14 protein-coding genes are annotated in these 21,203 nt (G+C 38.6%); 10 read left to right on the forward strand and 4 right to left on the reverse strand.

Features of this window, described 5'->3' with window-relative positions; all coding sequences use genetic code 11:
• Window positions 1-120: 120 nt before the first annotated feature.
• Together ACFIJL_RS00285 and ACFIJL_RS00290 are read right to left on the reverse strand one after the other, a co-directional pair.
• Window positions 121-372, reverse strand: a complete 252-nt coding sequence (locus tag ACFIJL_RS00285) for a DUF1150 family protein (protein ID WP_375606172.1) — start codon at window positions 370-372, stop codon at window positions 121-123.
• Between the two features lie 26 nt (window positions 373-398).
• A complete protein-coding gene (locus tag ACFIJL_RS00290; RefSeq protein WP_375621982.1) occupies window positions 399-830 on the reverse strand; it encodes an Hsp20 family protein in 432 nt (143 codons plus the stop codon).
• A 123-nt stretch (window positions 831-953) separates the two neighbouring features.
• Between ACFIJL_RS00290 and nth the strand changes: the two genes are divergently transcribed.
• The 10 genes from nth to ACFIJL_RS00340 all read left to right on the forward strand — a co-directional run bounded on the left by nth (window position 954) and on the right by ACFIJL_RS00340 (window position 10,699).
• On the forward strand, window positions 954-1,694 hold the full coding sequence (gene nth / locus ACFIJL_RS00295; RefSeq protein WP_375621983.1) for an endonuclease III: 741 nt from the start codon (window positions 954-956) through the stop codon (window positions 1,692-1,694).
• A gap of 154 nt (window positions 1,695-1,848) precedes the next feature.
• Window positions 1,849-2,052: a 50S ribosomal protein L35 gene (gene rpmI / locus ACFIJL_RS00300; protein ID WP_375621984.1), complete on the forward strand. Its 204-nt coding sequence runs from the start codon at window positions 1,849-1,851 to the stop codon at window positions 2,050-2,052.
• Between the two features lie 33 nt (window positions 2,053-2,085).
• The gene (gene rplT, locus ACFIJL_RS00305; RefSeq protein WP_012754515.1) at window positions 2,086-2,487 is read left to right on the forward strand and encodes a 50S ribosomal protein L20; all 402 of its coding nucleotides are present in this window, start codon (window positions 2,086-2,088) and stop codon (window positions 2,485-2,487) included.
• A 94-nt stretch (window positions 2,488-2,581) separates the two neighbouring features.
• The gene (gene pheS / locus ACFIJL_RS00310) at window positions 2,582-3,664 is read left to right on the forward strand and encodes a phenylalanine--tRNA ligase subunit alpha (protein WP_375621985.1); all 1,083 of its coding nucleotides are present in this window, start codon (window positions 2,582-2,584) and stop codon (window positions 3,662-3,664) included.
• Between the two features lie 32 nt (window positions 3,665-3,696).
• Window positions 3,697-6,111, forward strand: a complete 2,415-nt coding sequence (gene pheT / locus ACFIJL_RS00315) for a phenylalanine--tRNA ligase subunit beta (RefSeq protein WP_375621986.1) — start codon at window positions 3,697-3,699, stop codon at window positions 6,109-6,111.
• Between the two features lie 290 nt (window positions 6,112-6,401).
• On the forward strand, window positions 6,402-7,310 hold the full coding sequence (locus ACFIJL_RS00320; protein WP_375621987.1) for a metal ABC transporter substrate-binding protein: 909 nt from the start codon (window positions 6,402-6,404) through the stop codon (window positions 7,308-7,310).
• Window positions 7,307-8,137 carry a manganese/iron ABC transporter ATP-binding protein gene (locus tag ACFIJL_RS00325; RefSeq protein ID WP_375621988.1) on the forward strand — a complete coding sequence of 277 codons (831 nt, stop codon included), beginning with the start codon at window positions 7,307-7,309 and terminating at the stop codon, window positions 8,135-8,137. Before ACFIJL_RS00320 ends, ACFIJL_RS00325 begins: the two co-directional genes overlap by 4 nt.
• Complete coding sequence (locus ACFIJL_RS00330) at window positions 8,134-9,000, forward strand: metal ABC transporter permease (RefSeq protein ID WP_375621989.1); 867 nt, start codon at window positions 8,134-8,136, stop codon at window positions 8,998-9,000. Before ACFIJL_RS00325 ends, ACFIJL_RS00330 begins: the two co-directional genes overlap by 4 nt.
• Complete coding sequence (locus tag ACFIJL_RS00335; protein ID WP_375621990.1) at window positions 8,997-9,902, forward strand: metal ABC transporter permease; 906 nt, start codon at window positions 8,997-8,999, stop codon at window positions 9,900-9,902. Before ACFIJL_RS00330 ends, ACFIJL_RS00335 begins: the two co-directional genes overlap by 4 nt.
• A 410-nt stretch (window positions 9,903-10,312) precedes the next feature.
• On the forward strand, window positions 10,313-10,699 hold the full coding sequence (locus ACFIJL_RS00340; RefSeq protein WP_375621991.1) for a YbaN family protein: 387 nt from the start codon (window positions 10,313-10,315) through the stop codon (window positions 10,697-10,699).
• A gap of 437 nt (window positions 10,700-11,136) precedes the next feature.
• Here the strand turns inward: ACFIJL_RS00340 and pncB are convergent, their stop codons facing one another.
• Window positions 11,137-12,441: a nicotinate phosphoribosyltransferase gene (gene pncB, locus ACFIJL_RS00345; RefSeq protein WP_375621992.1), complete on the reverse strand. Its 1,305-nt coding sequence runs from the start codon at window positions 12,439-12,441 to the stop codon at window positions 11,137-11,139.
• A gap of 133 nt (window positions 12,442-12,574) precedes the next feature.
• Window positions 12,575-21,145: a GH36-type glycosyl hydrolase domain-containing protein gene (locus ACFIJL_RS00350; protein ID WP_375621993.1), complete on the reverse strand. Its 8,571-nt coding sequence runs from the start codon at window positions 21,143-21,145 to the stop codon at window positions 12,575-12,577.
• Window positions 21,146-21,203: the final 58 nt, after the last annotated feature.

Here is a 21,203-nt window from a genome sequence, read left to right on the forward strand (position 1 = left end):
ATTGTAAAAGCTTAATTATGAATATAAATCATATCTCATTATAACTATAACTCATATTATACCCTTTATGAGAACAACGGATAGAATTTATAAAGGAGTCCGTTTTTCTCGTAAGGGCATCTAGTGCAAAGTTACAATTTGTAGTTCATGCTCATTGGCTCCAGCAAGAGCGATAGAGCGTTCATCGGATAAAATAATAGGATAACCTGTTTCACCAAAGAGAGCCCATATGGTAATGCCTGGAGTCATTGGTGGAAGATCTGGAAAGTTTTTAGCCAAATCATCAGTACAAACTTTTTTTAAATAGGCAATCTGTCCCGCATCAGAGTAGGCTGTGTTCTGAAACGATAAGTTTTGTTTATGTTCTCCCATTTCACTATTCCTTTACGCCTTAACTTTTATGACTCAACACTACTGACTTTAATTGGAATCTGTTTTATTTCTTTTTTTAACTTTGGTTGATACAGATTAATTGATAAAAGACCATTTTTCAACTCGGCATTTGTAACATGCATTCCTTCCGCGAGAACAAAGGTTCGCTGGAATTGTCGCGCAGCTATACCGCGATATAAATATTGATGATTTTGGTTGTCTGTTTGTTTACCATGAATAACCAATTGATTATCATCGAGCAAAATATTAAGATGATTAATCTTAAATCCAGCAACAGCCAAAGTTATCCGGATATGATTTGCATCATCATTTTTATGCAAACGTTCAATATTATAGGCTGGGTAAGCCTCATCAGCTTTACCGATACGTTGCAATATTTTTTCTACGGTTTCAAACCCTAAAAGAAAGGGATTGGAGAAAGGCGTCACATGTGTCATTCATGAGTATCCTCTTTGAAAAGCGGCGTTACTTGACCAAACTCTATATAAAATGTTCGCTGCATTCCTCTCATATGGCGAGCGTGAATGATAACTTCAAGAGAGAAGATTTAAGAGAGTTCAATGACTCAACGTACCATAAAATTATCAAAAGCGCGAAATTTATCTGGTATATTATATAACAAAGATGAAATTGCAGAAATATTTCGCCGTTTTTCTGTGCAACGCCCTACGCCTAAGAGTGATCTTATCTATACAAATATTTTTACGCTTTTGGTTGCCGTTGTACTTTCGGCTCAAGCAACAGATGTAAGCGTTAATAAAGCGACAAAAGAATTATTTCGCCTTGCTGATCAACCAGAAAAAATGGTTGCATTAGGGGAAGAAGAAATAGCAAATCATATCCGTTCAATTGGTCTTTGGCGAGCAAAAGCACGTAATGTTTATGCGCTTTGCAACTGTTTAATTAATCAATATGGCGGTCAAGTACCCGATACGCGTGAAGCACTCATGGCCCTTCCTGGAGTGGGGCGCAAAACGGCTAATGTGGTCTTGAATGTTGCTTTTGGTCAGCCTACATTGGCAATAGATACACATATTTTTCGTTTAAGCAATCGTCTTGGTTTGGCGCCTGGAAAAACGCCAGAAATTGTTGAGAAAAAATTATTAAAGATTATACCGGTTCATTATATTCGCCATGCGCATCATTGGCTGATTTTACATGGTCGCTATATTTGTCAAGCCCGTAAACCACAATGTACGCAATGCATTATTGCCGATTTATGTAAAGCAGCCAGCAAAACAAATGCTATTCCGGCACCTTTGGTTGAGCTTCAAGGCAATGGAGCGCCCATTTTTTTGTAATACGGTCTTGCTATTTTGTGTATACTAGCTTATGAAAACATTTCTGAAACCGCCCGGCAGGGCATGCCGTGGCTGTTTAAATGCTTGTTCAAGCGTTGGTCCGCTTGAGTGAATAAAATGTTTGATTGAATCAATTAATGTATGGAGTAGCAAAATGCCCAAGATGAAGACCAAATCATCCGCTAAAAAGCGGTTTAAAATCACTGCGTCAGGCAAAATTAAAGTAGCAGCTGCTGGTAAGCGCCATGGCATGATTAAGCGTTCGAATAAATTTATTCGCGATGCACGTGGAACAATGGTTTTGTGTGAAAAAGATGCTAAAAAAGTCATTCAGCATTATTTGCCGAATGGTATTTAAACCTTACGCTTTTGATTTTGAGGAGATTATAATATGGCTCGTGTGAAAAGAGGTGTGACAGCACACGCTAAGCACAAAAAAGTTCTTAAACAGGCTGAAGGTTTTTACGGTCGTCGTAAAAATACCATTCGTGCAGCTAAAGCAGCGGTTGATCGTTCAAAGCAATACGCTTATCGTGATCGCAAAAATAGGAAACGTACTTTCCGTGCTTTGTGGATTCAGAGAATTAATGCAGCTGTTCGTGCAGAAGGTTTGACTTATGGACGTTTTATTGATGGCTTATCAAAAGCCGGTATTGAGGTTGATCGTAAGGTTCTTTCAGATATAGCAATCCATGAGGCAGAAGCATTTTCTGCTTTAGTTGCTTCGGCAAAAAAAGCTTTAGAATATTTAAAAGATACGACACCTAATGCTTTCGAAGGCGCTGTCAAATAAGCCAGTCGTGTTCTCTTAAAGCATTCATTTATTCGAGGTCCCGTGCTGGCTATTGCGAGTACGGGTTTTTCTTTATTAAAAAATAGGCAAAAATATGAATGATATTGAGCGTCTGGAACAAGAAATTTGTTTAGCCTTAGAGGCAGCAGGTGATGAACAAGCACTTGAAGAAGTGCGTATTGCAGCATTGGGTAAAAAAGGTAGTATCTCTGAAAAATTAAAAGAATTAGGAAAAATGGATGCTGGCGAACGCCATAAAGTTGGACCAGTTCTTAATGGATTAAAAAATCGTATTTTAGAATTATGGGCGCAAAAGCGTGATCTTCTGAAAAGACAAGCAATGGATGCTCGTCTTTCTCGTGAAACGGTCGATGTTACCTTGCCTGTTCGTTCTTCTCCTATAGAACGGGGGCGTATTCATCCTATTTCACAGGTGATTGAGGAAATCATTGCCATTTATACAACGTTGGGTTTTTCTCTTGCAGAAGGACCAGATATTGAAACAGACTATTATAATTTTACGGCATTGAATTTTCCTGAAGGGCATCCAGCGCGTGAAATGCATGATACCTTCTTTTTTAATGTTGATAATACAGGGAAGCGAAAATTATTGCGGACTCATACATCACCCGTGCAAATTCGCACACTGGAAAAACAACAAGCACCGATACGGATCATTATTCCTGGAAAAACTTACCGTATGGATTCGGATGCAACACATTCACCCATGTTCCATCAGGTCGAGGGTCTTGTCATTGATAAAACCTCCACCATTGCTCATATGATGTGGCTACATGAAACTTTTTGTAAAGAATTTTTTGAAGTTCCCTCTGTAAAAATGCGTTTTCGTCCCTCTTTTTTCCCTTTTACCGAGCCATCTATGGAAGTGGATATTCAATGTGATCGTTCTGGTTCAGACGTAAAGTTCGGAGAAGGGCAGGATTGGTTGGAAATTTTAGGATGCGGAATGGTGCACCCTCATGTGTTGAAAAATGTTGGCTTAGATCCCGATGAATATCAAGGCTTTGCATGGGGAATGGGCATTGATCGTATTGCCATGTTGAAATACGGTATGCCTGATTTGCGGGCTTTTTTTGATGCTGATCTGCGTTGGTTAGACCACTATGGCTTTCGTTGCTTTGATATGCCTGCTTTTTTTCCTAATAAAAATGTGTGATCTTAGTCATCGCTTTCATGTGAGGTTTTAAAATGAAGTTTACATTGTCGTGGTTAAAAGATCACTTAGAAACAAATGCATCTTTGAATGAAATTTGTGAAAAATTAACCGCTATCGGTCTTGAGGTTGATCACGTTGATGATCGGTCTTTTTTAAAAGGTTTTGTGATTGCAAAAGTTTTAACAGCAATAAAGCATCCTGATGCAGATAAACTTCAAATTTTATCAGTGGATACAGGAACTGCTACACCTGTTCAAGTTGTCTGTGGAGCACCAAATGCACGAGCAGGTCTTGTTGGTGTTCTAGCACTACCAGGCACTTATATTCCAGGACTTGATGTAACATTATCTGTAGGAAAAATCCGAGGTGTTGAAAGTTTTGGGATGATGTGTTCACAAGCAGAGCTTGAATTATCAAATGAGCATGATGGGATTATTGAACTTCCAGAAGATAGTCCTATTGGAGGTTCATTTGCAGCTTATGCTGGTTTAGATGATCCGGTCATTGATATTGGTTTGACCCCTAATCGTTCCGATTGCACAGGTGTTCGTGGTATTGCACGTGATCTTGCCGCTACAGGAATCGGACAATTAAAAGAATTGTCTTTACCAAAATTTGATACTGCTTTTGAAATGCCTCTCGATGTTTCATTAGATTTTTCGCAAGATTCATCATTATGTTTAGGTTTTGCTTGGCGTGAAGTGCGCAATGTTCAAAATGGTGCATCACCACAGTGGATGCAACAACGTTTGAATGCAATTGGTTTGAGACCGATTAATGCGCTTGTTGACATGACCAATTACATCAGTTTTGACCTTGGTCGTCCACTCCATGTTTTTGATGCAGATAAAATTAAAGGTAATTTGTGTGTACGTTGCGCGCATGAGGGAGAGCAGCTTCAAGCACTGAACGGAAAAATCTATCATCTGGGCGTTCAGAATTGTGTCATTGCAGATGACGAGGGGGTTGTTTCGATTGCCGGTATCATGGGCGGTGAAAGAACAAGTTGTGATGAAAAAACACATCGCGTTATTATTGAATCGGCGCTTTGGGATGCGCAAAGCATTGCACAAACAGGGCGAACATTAGGTCTTATCAGTGATGCACGTTATCGATTTGAACGAGGTGTTGATCCGGCTTTTATAGAAACAGGACTTGAGATTGCAACAGAATTGGTCTTACGTCTTTGTGGTGGTGAAGTATCTAAAAAGAGGATCGTTGGCTATCAGCAACAAGAAATCAAACAGATCGCTTTTCCTTTTGCTGAAATTAAACGTTTAACAAATTTGGAAATAGAGCCTGAAAAAGTCATCTCTATTTTAACAAAACTTGGATTTTTCGTTGAAGGAAAAGGAGATGTCGTTACGGTAAAAGTACCATCATGGCGCCCTGATATTATGGGTAAAGCCGATTTGGTGGAAGAGGTTATGAGAATTTATGGGTTAGATAAAATTAAACCTATTCCTTTGGAAAACTTTGCAGAAAGAAAAGATCAAATTTTAACATGCGCACAAATTCGTTCACGTGCTACACGTTTGGCTCTAGTGCAACGTGGTATGAAAGAAGCGGTAACATGGTCTTTTATTTCTGAAAATCAAGCTCTTGCTTTTGGAGGAGGTCAAGAAGAGCTTAAATTAGTTAATCCTATTGCTGCTGATATGTCAGTAATGCGTCCTTCGCTTTTACCTGGTTTGATTATGGCAGCACAGAGAAATGCTGATCGTGGTTTTTCTGATCTTGCTTTGTTTGAAGTTTCTAACATTTATGAAGGCGATACCCCTGATAAACAACAGCGTGTTGTTAGCGGAATTCGTCGCGGAACAGAGCAATTTAAAGGGGCTGGGCGTTTTTGGAATGGAAATGCAACCGCAGTTGATGTTTTTGATGCTAAAGCAGATGCTTTAACTGTCTTAGAAGCATGTGATATGGATATTGGGAAAGTGCAGATTGAAGTTGGAGCACCGGATTGGTATCATCCTGGTCGTTCAGGTGTCATAAAACTTGGATCAAAGATTATTCTTGGTTTTTTTGGTGTTCTTCATCCTGCTACATTAGAAACGTTAGATGTCAGTGGCCCTTTATGCGGCTTTGAAATTTTTCTAGATCGAATTCCAGAACCAAAGAAAAAAACGACCAAAAGCCGTCCTCCTTTGAAACTCTCACCTTTTCAAATGGTACGACGTGATTTTGCCTTTATAGCGGATAAAACTGTTGCCTCTTCTCTTATTATTCGGGCGGCAAGTGGAGCCGATAAAAAACTTATTCATTCAGTGCAGGTTTTTGATATTTTTGAAGATTTAAGCTTTGGTGAAGATAAAAAATCTGTTGCAATTGAAGTAACTATTCAGCCCATAGAACGGACTCTAACAGATGAAGATTTAGAAAAGCTTGCCTCAAAGATCGTGGATAATGTTACCAAAATGACAGGTGCATATTTACGCTACTGAGTATTCTCATTTTTTATGAGATATTTTACATGAAGTAGGAGCATTTTTGCGTGCTCCCTTTTTGTTTGGCATTCAAGAGCTATAGAGCTTCTTGAAAGGGGACCTCCTTACCAAAACAAGCTGCTTAAATCATCAATTTTTTCAATATGAAAAAATTGTTTTTAAACATTTTGAAAAGTTATTTTTTCTCTTAATCCTTCATTGCAAATGTAAAAGATAACTGCTATTGCTAAATGATAATGCAAATTATTTGCAATAAAAAGAAGGCATATAAAGGAAAGAGAGAATCAATGAACGTAAGAACGTTTTTCACCATAGTTTTTGGAAGTGTTATTTTTTTTACACCCAATTTTGCTTTGTGTGCTGGTAAATTTAAAGCTGTTACGACATTCACTATCATTGCTGATATGGCACGCAATGTAGCAGGTGATGCCGCTGATGTTGAATCCATTACAAAACCAGGTGCGGAAATTCATGAATACCAACCCACCCCACGCGATCTTATGCGTGCTCAGGGAGCTAACCTTGTATTGTGGAATGGTTTAGAGTTAGAGCTTTGGTTTGAAAAGTTTTTTCAAAATATCAAGGATGTTCCAAGTGTTGTTGTTTCAAAAGGTATTGTCCCCATTAAAATTGGTGAGGGCCCCTTTAGTGGTAAACCCAATCCTCATGCGTGGATGTCACCGACCTCTGCTTTGATTTACGTTGATAATATTCGCGATGCTTTTGTAAAATATGATCCTGAACATGCTGAAATTTATAAACAAAATGCTGAAGTTTATAAACAGAAAATTCGTGCAACGATTGATCCAATTAGGGCTGAATTAGAAGCCGTACCGCAAGATAAGCGTTGGCTTGTGACCAGTGAGGGGGCTTTTAGCTATTTGGCACGTGATTTTGATCTAAAAGAACTTTATTTATGGCCCATCAATGCTGACCAACAAGGAACACCACAGCAAGTCAAGCATGTTATTGATATGGTTCGCAAATACAATATTCATGCAGTTTTTTCTGAAAGCACTATTTCCCCTGCGCCTGCTAAGCAGGTTGCCAGAGAAACAGGGGCTAAATACGGCGGTGTTCTTTATGTTGATTCTTTAAGTGAGAAAAATGGTGAGGTCCCCACTTATATTGATTTATTACGTGTCACGAGTGGGCGTATTAGCAATGCTTTAGTAGAGGGAGTAAAAAGCCAATGACGGAATGTGGAATATTTGCCCAAGGGGTAACGGTAACTTATCGTAATGGACATACAGCTTTACGCGAAGTGAATTTTGAAAGTCCAAAGGGTTCTATTACGGCATTGGTTGGTGTTAATGGATCCGGTAAGTCAACGTTATTTAAAGCGATTATGGGGTTTGTACGCCCCTCAAAGGGAAAAATTCGTATGTTTGATTTGCCCGTTGATGTGGCTTTGAAAAAAAATCTTATTGCTTATGTTCCTCAAAGTGAAGATGTTGATTGGAATTTTCCTGTCTTGGTTGAAGATGTTGTATTGATGGGGCGGTACGGTCATATGAATTTCTTTCGCTATGCCCGTACACAAGATTATGAAGCCGTTCGTATTGCCTTAGAACGCGTTGATATGCTGGCTTTTGCCAAGCGCCAAATTGGAGAACTTTCTGGTGGACAGAAAAAGCGTGTTTTCCTAGCGCGCGCTCTTGCGCAGAAAGCAAAAGCTATTTTATTAGATGAGCCATTTACAGGGGTTGACGTTACAACAGAAGATAAAATCATTGCTTTGTTACAAGATCTTCGTAAAGAAGGAGCAGTGATCTTGGTTTCAACTCACAATTTGGGTTCTGTTCGCGAATTTTGTGATCATACAGTTTTAATAAAAGGAACTGTTTTAGCTTCTGGGTTAACAGAAAAAATCTTTACAAAGGAAAATCTGGAGAAAACTTTTGGAGGGTCTTTGCACCACCATATTTTTGATCTTCAAAGCACAAAAAAAAATGATGTTTTCATGGGAAGAAAGCAGTCTGCAGTTTGTGAAGATATTGAAAGAGTGGAGCACGTTGCATGACTTCTTGGTTGCTTGAGCCACTGAGCTATCAATATATGGTGAATGCAATGTGGGTTTCTGGGTTAGTTGGGTGTGTTTGTGCCTTTCTTTCGGCTTTTTTGATGTTAAAAGGTTGGTCATTGATTGGTGATGCACTTTCCCATTCGATTGTTCCTGGTGTAGCAGGAGCTTACCTTTTAGGGTTACCTTTTTCACTCGGCGCTTTTTTTTCTGGTGGTCTTGCAGCAGCAGCAATGCTCTTTTTTAACCACCGGACAAAGCTTAAAGAAGATACCATTATTGGGCTCATTTTTTCTTCCTTTTTTGCCTTTGGGTTGTTTCTCAAATCATTAAAACCAATGGCTGTTAATATTGATACGATTGTTTTGGGAAATATTTTAGCAGTTAGTTCAACAGATATTCTACAATTGGCTTTTATCGGCTTTGTTTCATTGCTTATATTGCTTTTGAAATGGAAAGATCTTCTTGTTTCGTTATTTGATGAAACGCATGCGCATGCCATTGGATTAAACGTAAAATTTTTAAAGATTCTCTTTTTCACATTGCTTGCCGCTTGTACCGTTGCTGCGATGCAAACCGTTGGAGCGTTCTTAGTCATTTGTCTTGTCGTAACGCCTGGAGCAACAGCCTATCTTTTAAGTGATCGTTTCGTAAATGTCTTGATTATTGCAGTTGTAATTGGAACATTCACAAGTGTCTTGGGTGTTTATGTAAGTTACTTTTTGAATGCACAAACAGGGGGGGTTGTAGTGCTTTTTCAAGCATCTTTATTTGTTTTGGCTTTTATTTTTGCTCCTAAACATGGGTTTATTGCTGCGCGCTTACGCATAAATGCGGCAAAAAAGGGTGTAATATTATCATGATTGATCAATTACTGCTTCCGTTTCAGTTTTCTTTTATGCTTAAGGGTATGCTTATTGTCATGATTCTTTCTATTCCCATGGCGATGCTTTCCTGTTTTCTTATTTTGAAAGGATGGGCGCTGTTAGGCGATGCTATTTCTCATGCAGTTTTTCCTGGTGTTGTTGTTGGTTATATGACAACACCATGGGTAATCGCATTTTTAACTTCTTTGCCATTTGCTTGGTTTCAGCATATGCGTCCAGAGAATATTACAATGACTTTGATTACTTGCGGTGCTTTTGTTGCAGGAATGGTGTGTGCATTATTAACAGGTTTTTTAGGGAGCAATAGCCGTATCAAACAGGATACAGTGATGGGTGTGGTCTTTTCTTCAATGTTTGGTTTGGGGCTTGTTTTAGCCACGTCTATTTATAGTAACTTAGATTTGAATCATATTCTATTTGGTAATCTCTTGGGTGTTAACTGGCTTGATATAACGCAGACCGCGATTATTTCTGCTATTGTCACTTTTATTTTAGCAGCAAAATGGCGCGACTTTATGCTGTATATTTTTGACACAGTTCAAGGACGTGCAATGGGGTTACCAATATCTCTACTCCACTATACTCTTCTAACGATGATTTCTCTTACAATTGTTGCAGCTTTGAAAGCTGTAGGTATCGTGCTCGTTATTTCTTTACTGATAGCACCAGGAGCAATTGCCTATCTTGTCACAAAGCGGTTTTCTTTTATGTTAATGATCGCGATACTTGTTGCAGCTTTTTCTGGTTTTTTAGGGATTTATCTCAGCTTATTTATCGGCTCTGATTCTGCTTCCACAATTGTGTTGATCTTGACGTTGATTTTTATGGCTATTTTCATGATGATTTTTTTTCGTCGAAGCACAGTTCAAGAGACTTGAAAGTGTTAAATTTCATGCATATCAGCCATGCATTTTTATATATTGTTTCTCACTTTTATTTTAATTAGAGTCTGGGGTGCTAGGTTATTTTTCCTCCTAATATCTAGCAGGTGAATGCAGTAAATTTTCTCCCCCCCCCAAGACTGCATTCTTAATTAAGAGGCTGCATTGATTTTTTCTGCAGCCTTTTTATTTTTTTGTTTTTCTAAAATCTCTCCTCTTTTCTTGAAATCATTTAAAATGATTATAATATTGTGTAAGCTATTCGGTATTTTCAAGGAACTTATAACAGAAAAGACGCTTACGCATGAAGGAGTAGAGCGTAATTGTGCACTCAGACATGTAAACAGAAAAAAACAGATACAATGTTTTTGTATAGGGTTTTGCGTAGAGGAAAATAGTACGAGAGAATGAAAAAAGATTTCAAGATATCGCACCCTTTGCGTATCTGCTATTATATAGCAGGGTGGGCAATGGTTATATTAGGTATTATCGGTATCGTATTACCTATTATGCCAACTGTGCCTTTTTTATTGGTTGCCTCATGGTGTTTTACGCGTTCTTCTCCACGTTTTCATCAATGGTTGAATAATCATCGTATTTTTGGTCCCCCTATTAAACGATGGGAAGAGAAAAAAGCTATCTCTCCATTTGTTAAAATTTTTGCAGTGATGAGTATGACCGGGGGATTTTTATCCTTTTTTGTGATGATACATCCTCCTTTATGGATTTCTTTACTCGTTACAGTTATATTATTGTTGATTGCTATTTACATTGTAACGCGTCCATCTTCATAGGGATAGAAAAGGCGTTATGAGATACTCTTTTAAACTTTAACTTATTTATAAGAACTATTGAGAGAAGGAATTTTCTTTCAAGTTTTAAATATAACCTCTCCATATCCAAGATGCATATGAAACAAAATGTTCGTGCGCTTTCATTTAACATGCAAAATCATAGTAGCCATGCCATAAACAAAATTATTTATGACAAAGATATAAGGCATATAAACCTCCTTGGCATGTTAAATATTTTAATGCGTAGTGAATATTTTGAAATCCTATCTGTCGAGTCTTACGTCAGTAAATCGCATGTGTGGAAAGTCAAGCGGAATCGGTTAGACAAGCAGTCAAACTTTTTACAAACCAGCAAGGGCTAAAAACCCTCATCCTTAGAGAGATCAACTTTATAAAAAATATGATGAGTCAATATATCCGTTTTAAAAAGCTGGAAACTATATCTTTATAGGTCTAGAAACTCGGTTTTTATTACCGAAAAAATTGAGATAACGTTGTACTTCTTTTGAATCACCGATCGTTTTTTCAGGATTATCTGAAAGTTTTACAGCTGGTCGACCATTGGCATAGGTCACCTTACAAACAAGGGAAAGAGCATCAAGAGTTTCGATTTCCTGAGGTGCACAGCCTGTAAAGTCATTGGTAAGATCCGTGCCCCATCCAAAACTCATGCGTACTCTACCATGGAAATGATGATAGGTTTTTTCAATTGTATTGACATCAAGAGCATCAGAAAAAATTAAAAGTTTTTTGCATGGATCTTTTCCTTTTTCTTTCCACCATTGAATAATACGTTCGCCACCTTCAATAGGGGGAGCACTATCGGGTCTGAAACCTGTCCAATCAGCTACCCAATCTGGTGCATTGCGTAAAAATGCTTCTGTACCAAAGGTATCAGGTAAAACAATGAGAAGATTTCCACCATAATAACGGTTCCAATCCTGCAAGACTTGATACGGAGCTCTGCGTAATTCATCATCATTGTTGCTGAGAGCCGCAATAACCATGGGCAATTCGTGTGCATTGGTTCCAAGAGCTTCTAAATCCGTATCCATGGCAAGAAGAACATTAGAAGTTCCAGTAAAAGAATTACCAATCCCTTCTTTTAATGCTTCCACACACCAGCGCTGCCATAAAAAAGAATGGCGGCGCCTTGTCCCAAAGTCAGATATTTTAATATCAGGCAATTTTTTGAGACGTTCAACTTTACTCCACATTTTTGCTTTAGCACGCGCATAAAGTACATCAAGAGCAAAACGATCTAGTTTTCTGAGAGCAGCACGTGAACGTAATTCACTTATAATAGCAAGGGCTGGAATTTCCCACATAGAACTATGAGCCCACGAACCATAAAAATGAAGAATATACTGGCCATCTTTACGGGTTAGTTCATATTCTGGGAGTTGAAAATTCTCAAGCCACTGAAGAAAATCCGGTTCAAAAATTTGTTTGCGTCCATAAAATGTATTACCAGCAAGCCAAATCATTTCTTTTTTTGTAAAGCGCAAACTAAGAGCATGATCAAGTTGAGAACGTAATTCACTCTCATCAATATCATCGGCAAGACGTATTGTTTTAGAGCGATTTATGAGGGAAAAAGTAACATTAACATTAGGATATAACCCCCAAATCATCTGCACCATTAGAAGTTTATAAAAATCCGTATCGAGAAGTGAACGAATAATGGGATCAAGTTTCCAAGTGTGATTGTAAACACGTCTAGCAATATCCGGATGATTCATAACCTTTTTCTTTCAGTTTCATAAAATCTAAAATATTATGCACCAACACGGCTAATATAGGCGGTGCAATATAACAACTCCACAGTTTTGGGAAAGAATAAAAAAGTTTGCTCTCTTTTTTCGTCTTTCATCTTTAAGATTTGACAATACGTATAATTTCATGCTGACCTGTTTTTTGTAACTTTATCCCTGTATGAACTTCGGTATATTCTTTGCTATTAACATAGAGCATATTTTTAGGTCCCCATTTTACTTTAATGCTATAAACGGCATCATAAAACTTCATTGTTGCTTCATATTTTGGCCAAATAGAGGGTAAATGTGGCTGCAAAAATAATAGGTCTCCCTGACGCTGTATTCCAAGAATAGCTTGTGTTGCGGCGCGATAAAACCAACCGGCTGAACCTGTATACCAAGTCCAACCGCCTTGACCACATCGTGGTTCAACAGCATAAATATCTGCGGCCATCACATAAGGTTCAACACGATAAATTTCAGGATCTTGTCCATGGGTAATTGGGTTTATCATAGAAAATAAAGCATAAGCTTTATCGTTTTGTTCCATTTCAGCCAACGCAAAAATACTCCAAATGGCACCATGCGTGTATTGACCACCATTTTCTCGAATGCCTGGAGGATAACCTTTTATATAACCAGGCTCGAGCGTACTTTTATCAAAAGGCGGCCAAAAAAGGCGAATGAGTCCGCTTTTTTTATCATAGAGCTGTTCCAGCATTGATGTCATTGCTTGTTTTTGACGTTCAGGCGATGACATTTGAGAAATGACAGCCCAAGATTGAGCAATGGTATCAATTTGGCATTCATCATTGATTTTAGAGCCAAGAGGTGTTCCATCATCAAAATAACCACGTCGATACCAAGCACCATCCCAACCGTTTTCCTCTAGGGATTTTGTTAAATGTTCAAGGTGTGTACTCCATATTTGCATATGGCTGTTATCACCACGTTTTTTGGCTAAAGGGATAAATGCTTGTAATGTGTACCCAAGAAACCATCCTAACCAAATGCTTTCACCTTTTCCTTCCACACCTACCAAATTCATGCCATCATTCCAATCCCCACCTAAAATAAGAGGGAGACCATGTGGTCCGCAGCGTTTAATGGCAAGGTCTAAAGCTAAAGCACAATGTTCATAAACTGTTGCAACCTTTGAGGATTGGATAGGTTGAAAATAAGCATCCTGTTGCCCACTTTTGAGAACATCACCTTCAATAAAAGGAATGATCGTATCAAGAAAGGCATTATCGCCAGTGGTATTGACATAAAGAGCTGTTGCATATGCAAGCCAAACGATATCATCAGAAATGTATGTGCGAACACCAGCATTTGTGTCAGGCAACCACCAATGTTGCACATCCCCTTCAAGAAACTGGTGCGCTGCAGCATTTAACAATTGCTCATGTGCTAACTGTGGTTTCAACAATAACAAAGACAAGCTATCTTGTAACTGGTCACGAAAGCCAAATGCACCACTCGCTTGATAAAAGCCCGCACGTGCCATGATGCGGCATGCATAGATTTGATAGGGAAGCCAATGATTGACCATAAGATTAAAAGAAGAGTCAGGTGTTTTGACTTGAAAAGGAGAAACAAAATCACTCCATTGTTGTTTTTGTTTTGTGAGCAGAATTTCAAAATCACTTGCACGTGCTTGATTGAGTAATTTTTCAGCTTCTTGCCTATTTGCAGCACTGCCAAGATAGAAGATGATTTCTTTTGTTTGCCCTGGTTGAAGATCAATATCATAGGCAAATGCTGAACAAGGATCACATCCTGCTTCAATGGTATTTGAAAGAGCACCGGCTTTACGGATTGCATTTGGACGTGTTACGGTTCCCGTTGCACCAATAAATTCAGCGCGATTGGTCGTCGTGCTGGTTGGCATTTCGGATGCTGATAAAAATGTAACTTGTTGAGATTTCTCGATGTGATAGGGATTTTGAATAAAATATGCACCCCATCTGGCCTCATAAGAGGAAACAATAAAGGGGGCATATTTTGTACGGACATTTCCTAAAACCCATTCAACATAATTATAAAGGCGTAAACTGCGTGGTTTTTTCCCTTCATTCGTAAGAATAAGACGTGAAAAGCGAATAGGCTTTTCGGGATCAAGTGTATGGGTCAGCTCCAATGCGATTTCTGAATGTGTCGATTTAAAAGTTGAGAATCCAAACCCATGACAAGCCTCATAGACAATATTTTCATCACATTCAACAGTAGAAACAGGTGAAAAACGTTTTAAAGACTGGCGATCAACCAGATAAAGTGCTTCTCCTGGTCGGTTAGACGTTGGATCATTCGCCCAAGGAGTTAGTTGATAATCGCGGCTATTGTTAGCCCAAGTAAAAATTGCACCTTCAGCAGAGACATGAAAACCAAATCTGTGATTAGCAATAACATTAATCCACGGATGCGGTGTGGTGGTACGTCCACGAAGACGTATTACATAATGATTATGCTGATTAAAACCACCATAACTATTCCAATATCTGAGATCTTCTCCATTTGGGAGAAAAGAGGAGGGTTTTTGTTGGCTAATAAGACCAATAGAAGAAAAAAGATTCTGTTCAGTTTGTGTTGTAAATTGCTTTCCTTCGTTATATCTCGGCAAGTCTAATTGATTATAAGATTCTTGATAATTTTTACGAATTGTGAGATTAAAATCATTCTTATCAAGTCGTTTAAGTTGTTCAGATAAAGAACCATTTTGGGCATCAAGAACGATACGCGCTGATGCAAGAAGCGTTTTAAAACTCTGTTCACTCATTTGATCGCGTCGAAGCATGAAAATATGTTGGCGTTCATCTGCTTTTTGCGTGTGGTGATAATAAGATTCACAGACCCACTCAAGAGCGCGTTGTGTACTTTGTATATAGGAAAATGTTTGTTCATTAAGAATGACTAAATCAACAATGAGTCCACGCATATACCAATATTCGTGTGCTTTAAGGAGTTCGCGCAGTACAGCTATATTTCCCTCGTTATTTAACCTAAGAAGACAGAGTGGATTGTCTCCTGAGATAGACATGGGCCAAAGATCAGACTGTTTTCCTAGCGTTTTTGCTAATATTTCAGAAGGAAGACGCCACGTTCGTTCTGGATAGATAAGCGGTGTTGCATATTTTTGATAGATAATAGCTTCTTTAAGCTGGGTTCCACTCTGATACAGTGCGACTTGTGAGCGCGTCCATGCCATTGAAAGTTCTTTTTGAAACATATCAGGTTGTCGATAATGTTTAATATGATTATTTAACGCTTCTTTTGTATGTGCAGCAAAAGTCCAAAAAATAAGTTCTGCTTTGCCATAGGCTGGAATTTTTATACGGCATCGCAATGACATAATAGGATCTAGAACACAACCTTGACTGTTATTGAAACGAGCATTTTGGTCAAATGCAGCAGGACGATGAATAGATCGCCCCCGCCCAATAAACAGAGAGCGATCTGTTTCAGCTTCTGTCTCTTGGAGAATATCTGTTGTACTAGAAACAAAATGGGCAACATAGATTTCAGGATCACTAGGCGAGCGTTTGCGCCTTTTGACAAAAATTGTTTTACCTTCTTCAGTAATTTCTGTCTCTATAAACATACGGGAAAAAACAGGATGAACTTGATCTGTATCCATTGTGGCAAGTGCTAATTCACCATAAGAAGTCACTTCAATGAGTCGGTCTTTATTTGTCGTATTCATCAGTTGAATACGTCTACCTTCGCCACATCCTTCAGATGTAATAAGACATTCAAGTGTTGATTTAATACCATCAACCATTTTTGTATATTCAGCCTTTTCATCTGTAAAAATGCTGACAGCGTCTTCTTCAATAACACGTGTTGGCTCACCAGTAACAGACCACCACCGTCCACTATGCGTATCACGTAAGAAGAATAAAGTACCTTGTTGATCTTCTGTTGCATCAGGAATAAAGCGCGTAATCGCATAATCGTGCCAACGGCTGTAACCAGAACCATTCGCTGTTAACATGGTAGAATAAAAGCCATTAGACAAAAGTAAAGTTGCTCGTGGTTTGAGTAACGGGTTTGTAATAATGCGCAAAGGGGCTGCGTCAAATTCTTGAGACTTATTGCGCATACGATTAACAGCTTTGGTATGAATAATAGGAATGAGATGAGGCGCTCTTTCCTGTAAGAGTAATTGTGTTGCTTCAATAACGGGATCACGGTGAAAACGATCACGCATTCGCCCTTGAAAAATAACATTGTTAAGAGCAAGGATAGACATGCCATGATGGTGCGCATAATAATTGCGTACAATGGCGTATTTTTCCCCTGTTTTCACACGTGTTGGAGTAAAATCAACAGAGTCATAATAACCATATGTTCCTAAAGCTCCAAGATCACGGAGTCGTTTTAAATTAGCGACAGCGCAAGCAGGAGCATATTGTGCCGCTAGAAGGCTGGCATAGGGAGCAATGACAGCATTGCGTGAAAGACCACGTTGGAGTCCGAGGTTTGGAACACCAAAATGAGCGTATTGGTAATTCATTAAATGATCGCGAGCATTAAATGCGGCTTCTGAAATACCCCATGGCAATTCCCGTTTATGGGCATATTGTATTTGACAACGAATAATCAATCGATTTGTTTGATCTAAGAGAGACCCTAAAGGTTCATGCATTACGAGAGATGGCATAAGATATTCGAACATTGATCCAGACCATGATAGGAGTGCACCTTTCCCACCTATGGGGATGAGAAGTCGACCAAGACGAAACCAATGTTTAAGTTTTATATCTCCTTTTGCGATGGCAAAAAAGCTTGCAAGACGTGCTTCTGAAGCAAGTAGGTCATAACAATTTTCATCGAGTTTGTTTTCTTGCACACGATATCCAATGGATAAAAGGTGCCGTTTAGGCTGTTCTAAAAAGTCAAATTTCATATCAAAGGCTATTTGCCGTGCCGCTATAGCCAACCTGTTTAGTTTTTTACATAATTTTTCAGTATCACAATGAGCAGTCGCATCATGATGATAAGCGTTACAGGTGTCGATAAGGCATTTAGCCCAAGAAAGCGCACGAGCAGATTCTATCGTTTGAATTTTGTGGTCAAGTTCACCGACTAAGTGCACAATATCATGGGCTGCAAGTGAAAGATCCATGATGTGAGAAGGAATCGTATTTTCTTGTTCTATAAAAGTGAAGATAGAATCATGAAAACGAGTGATGTTTTCTTCGATTTTTTGGCGTAAAGAGCGTAAACTGGGTTGATGATCTGGAATTTCTCTGACAGTTTCTTCAAGAATAGCAAGAACATCCGATAAGCCTTCTCGATCACTTTGAAAAAAAAGAGGCGGTTTTTCAGCCCATTCACTTAAGGCAGAAGAGAGTGTTACCAAATGACCGGCAAGATTTCCTGAATCAACGGTTGATACATAAGTAGGCAAAAGAGGCCTGAGTGTATCCGTTTCATACCAATTATAGAGATGACCGCGGAACTTTTCCATTTTTGCAAGAGAGCGTAATGTACATTCAATACGGGTAATGGTCTCTTCAAAACCAATCCAACCAAAATCACGTGCAGCAATTATAGAAAGGAGATAAACCCCAATATTCGTAGGCGATGTACGTTGAGCAACAAGAGGTTCAGGATCTTCTTGAAAATTATCGGGAGGCAAATAGTTGTTTTGTTCGTTGACAAAGGTTGCATAATAAAGCCATGTCCGCCGTGCAATAGAACGGAGTTTTTTTTCATCTTTTGAAGAAAGATAAAGGCTATCTTGAAAAGTTGAAGGTTGACTCACAATCCAAGCAATGAAGGGTGAAAAAAACCATGCTATCCCAAAAGGTAAAGCAACCAAGCTTGCAAAACTATCAGAAAAAAGAGGGAGTGCTATAGTAAGAATACCAATAAGTGATGCTGGTGCCATTGTAAAAACATAGAAACGCAAACTATTGGGCATTGATTTTGTTGCAGCAGAAGTTTTCCATTCAAGAAGATGCTGTTTTGAAATCGTCATACGATAGAGTGTACGAATAATCGCATCGGTCATAAAATACGCCGAATGAGCAAGAAACGTCGTTTTAAGAAATATATCAGCGCTTGTAAGAGCAATTTTGTTCCAAATTAATTGAAAATGTCCACGCAAAGCATGATCTATATTGGATGAGACAAGCGTTTTTAATACACATAGAATGGGTGAAATGAAAGCGCTAAACAACAAGAATAATTGCCAGACGATTGCACTCTTTAATGGCAAAAGAGTCCATCCTACAAATGCTGCGATTAACCACATAAGTGGCGTAAGAGAACGACGTAAATTATCCTGCATTTTCCAACGCGTCACGGAACTTATTTGACGGTGGGAAAAAAGATAAGGCAAGAGCTGCCAATCACCGCGGATCCAACGATGATAACGCATAACATCAATATTATAAGTGGTTGGATAGTCTTCAATGACTTCTATGCTACTTACTAGAGCAGTACGAGCATATCCCCCTTCTAAGAGATCATGACTAAGAATAGTATTTTCTTTAATTTTGCCATCAAGTGCTTGTTCAAATGCATCAATATTATAAAGACCTTTACCAATAAAGGTACCTTCTCCTAAAAGATCTTGATAAGTATCAGAAACAGCAAAAACATAAGGATCAATGCCACGGTTGGTAGAAAAAACCCGTTGGAGAATTGATGTTTTTTTTCCTGTTGTAAGCGAAGGAATAATGCGCGGTTGCAAAATGCTATAGCCTTTTACAACCTTTCCACTTTGCGGATCAAAAACGGGATGATTGAGTGGATAGTTAAGCTTTCCAACAAGTTTTGTGACGCTCTCTGGAGTAAGACGTGTATCACAATCCAGCGTCATAACAAAACGGCAATCCATAGGAAGATGTGGATTGGGAGGATAAAAGCTTGTATTTTTATCGCCTCTTAAAAGCCGATTGAGTTCATGAAGTTTTCCCCGCTTTCGTTCCCATCCCATCCAACATTTTTCGCTTGTATTATAAAGGCGTCGGCGATGTAAAAGGAAAAAAAGAGGAAGTTCATCACGATGATAACGATTATTGAGTTTATCAATATTCTTTTGCGCATAGTGTAATAAATCAAGATCATCTTGTGTTTCTTTTAATGGAGCATCCACCCAATCTGTAATGAGTGCAAAATGAATGGCTCCTTTAGGATTAGAAAGATAGTGCACTTCAAGATTGTGCACTTGCTCATCAATATCATCGTGTGATGTCATTAAAGTAGGCACAACAACCATTGTCCGTGCATGTTCGGGAATACCTTCTTTATATTCATAACCAATGAGCTGTCTTGATGGGACAAACCACGAAACAACAGTATTAAATAAAGCAAAAGCAGCATCGATAGCAGGAAAAAGCGCCAATCCAGTAAAGCAAAAAGACATCCATTGTGTCATGCCAGATAGCTGTAAAAGGGCGTAAATTACCAGCAAAAGAGTGAGCGTCAGAAAAGAGACAGGCACAGCAATAACTCTCAATTTTGAGCAACAAGAAGTGCGTGTCCATTTTATGAAAAAAGGCGGGCTATATCCACAAGCCTTTTCAAATATGCCACGACCATCATCAACAAGGTACCACCCCACATAAGAATGATGAGGCATATCTTTAGAAGTGGAATTTGCCATTTCTACAACTTTATGTGCAACTTCCAGTTCACTAAGAGGCGAAAAGCGAGAAACTTTTTCAATGACTTGTCGATAAATATTGCGTGAGTGAGCATCAATTTCAGAAAAATCACTATTTTTACGCAAAATAGAATCGACACAACTCACTGTTTCAAACCATGCTGTCCAATCAACATCATCTATAGCTTTAAGAGCACGGATAATATTACCCATGGTCACACCATCTGCTGCTTGTCGGGTATGTTCATCGGCTGTTGCAATCTCTAAGCTACTGCCTTGGCTTTTCAATTGCTTTTCAAGCCAAGTTAATGCTACGGTTGAATCGACAGATGCACTGCGCAGGCGATAGAATAAATGTGCTGAAAAAGTTGAATCAACAGTAAATGGTTTATACTGCGTAAAAAGAGAGTGTAGATTTGTTTTATTTTCTACAAGAGAAATTTTATCAGCTACTTGACTAGCAAGATGGCGCATATGTCGCGCTTTTTCGATACGTACTGAAAGACGACGGACATTTTCAATGAGCAGCATTTGCATAACAGAAGGAAGAGCCCACAATTCACCAATTGTGAGCGCACAAACTTCTTGAAATCCGTTGGTCATAGCAGTGAGTGTCTCTTGTGAAAAGCTGCTATCGGTATGCGCAATATAAAGCCAAGTTAAAGCAAAAATTCGTGGTATTCCGGCTTTATGTGTAGAAAGAGGCAGTTGCTTTATGAAGGACTTGGGTAGATTACGACGCAGCTTTTGTATGGTTTTATCAATGGTGTAATGATTATCAATGAGCCATTGAGCAGACGGTGCGATGGTTTCATCATTTCGGGCAGCAAAATCACTGGTATGAAAAGCATGAAGAATAACTTTAGCATTTTCATTCAATCTCTTGCGAAAATCTCCTACTCCTTCATATTCAGGGAGTAAAATTTCTTTACCAGAAGCTATATCATGCCCTAAGTTATAAAGATCTTCCTGTACCTTATAAATTGCACGAAGAGGAAAATCCGTATTAATAAAATGATCTTTTTTCTCTTTTTGAGAAAAAAAGCACTTTATGAAAGGTATTATGCACGTCATAGTGTTCCATTGTTATTCAATTACATTGTTTTTTATTTAAATTTTAAGCATTTTATCT

Origin of the sequence: Bartonella sp. TT119HLJHH, assembly GCF_042193385.1 — a bacterium.
In the GTDB taxonomy this organism is placed as follows: Bacteria; Pseudomonadota; Alphaproteobacteria; order Rhizobiales; family Rhizobiaceae; genus Bartonella.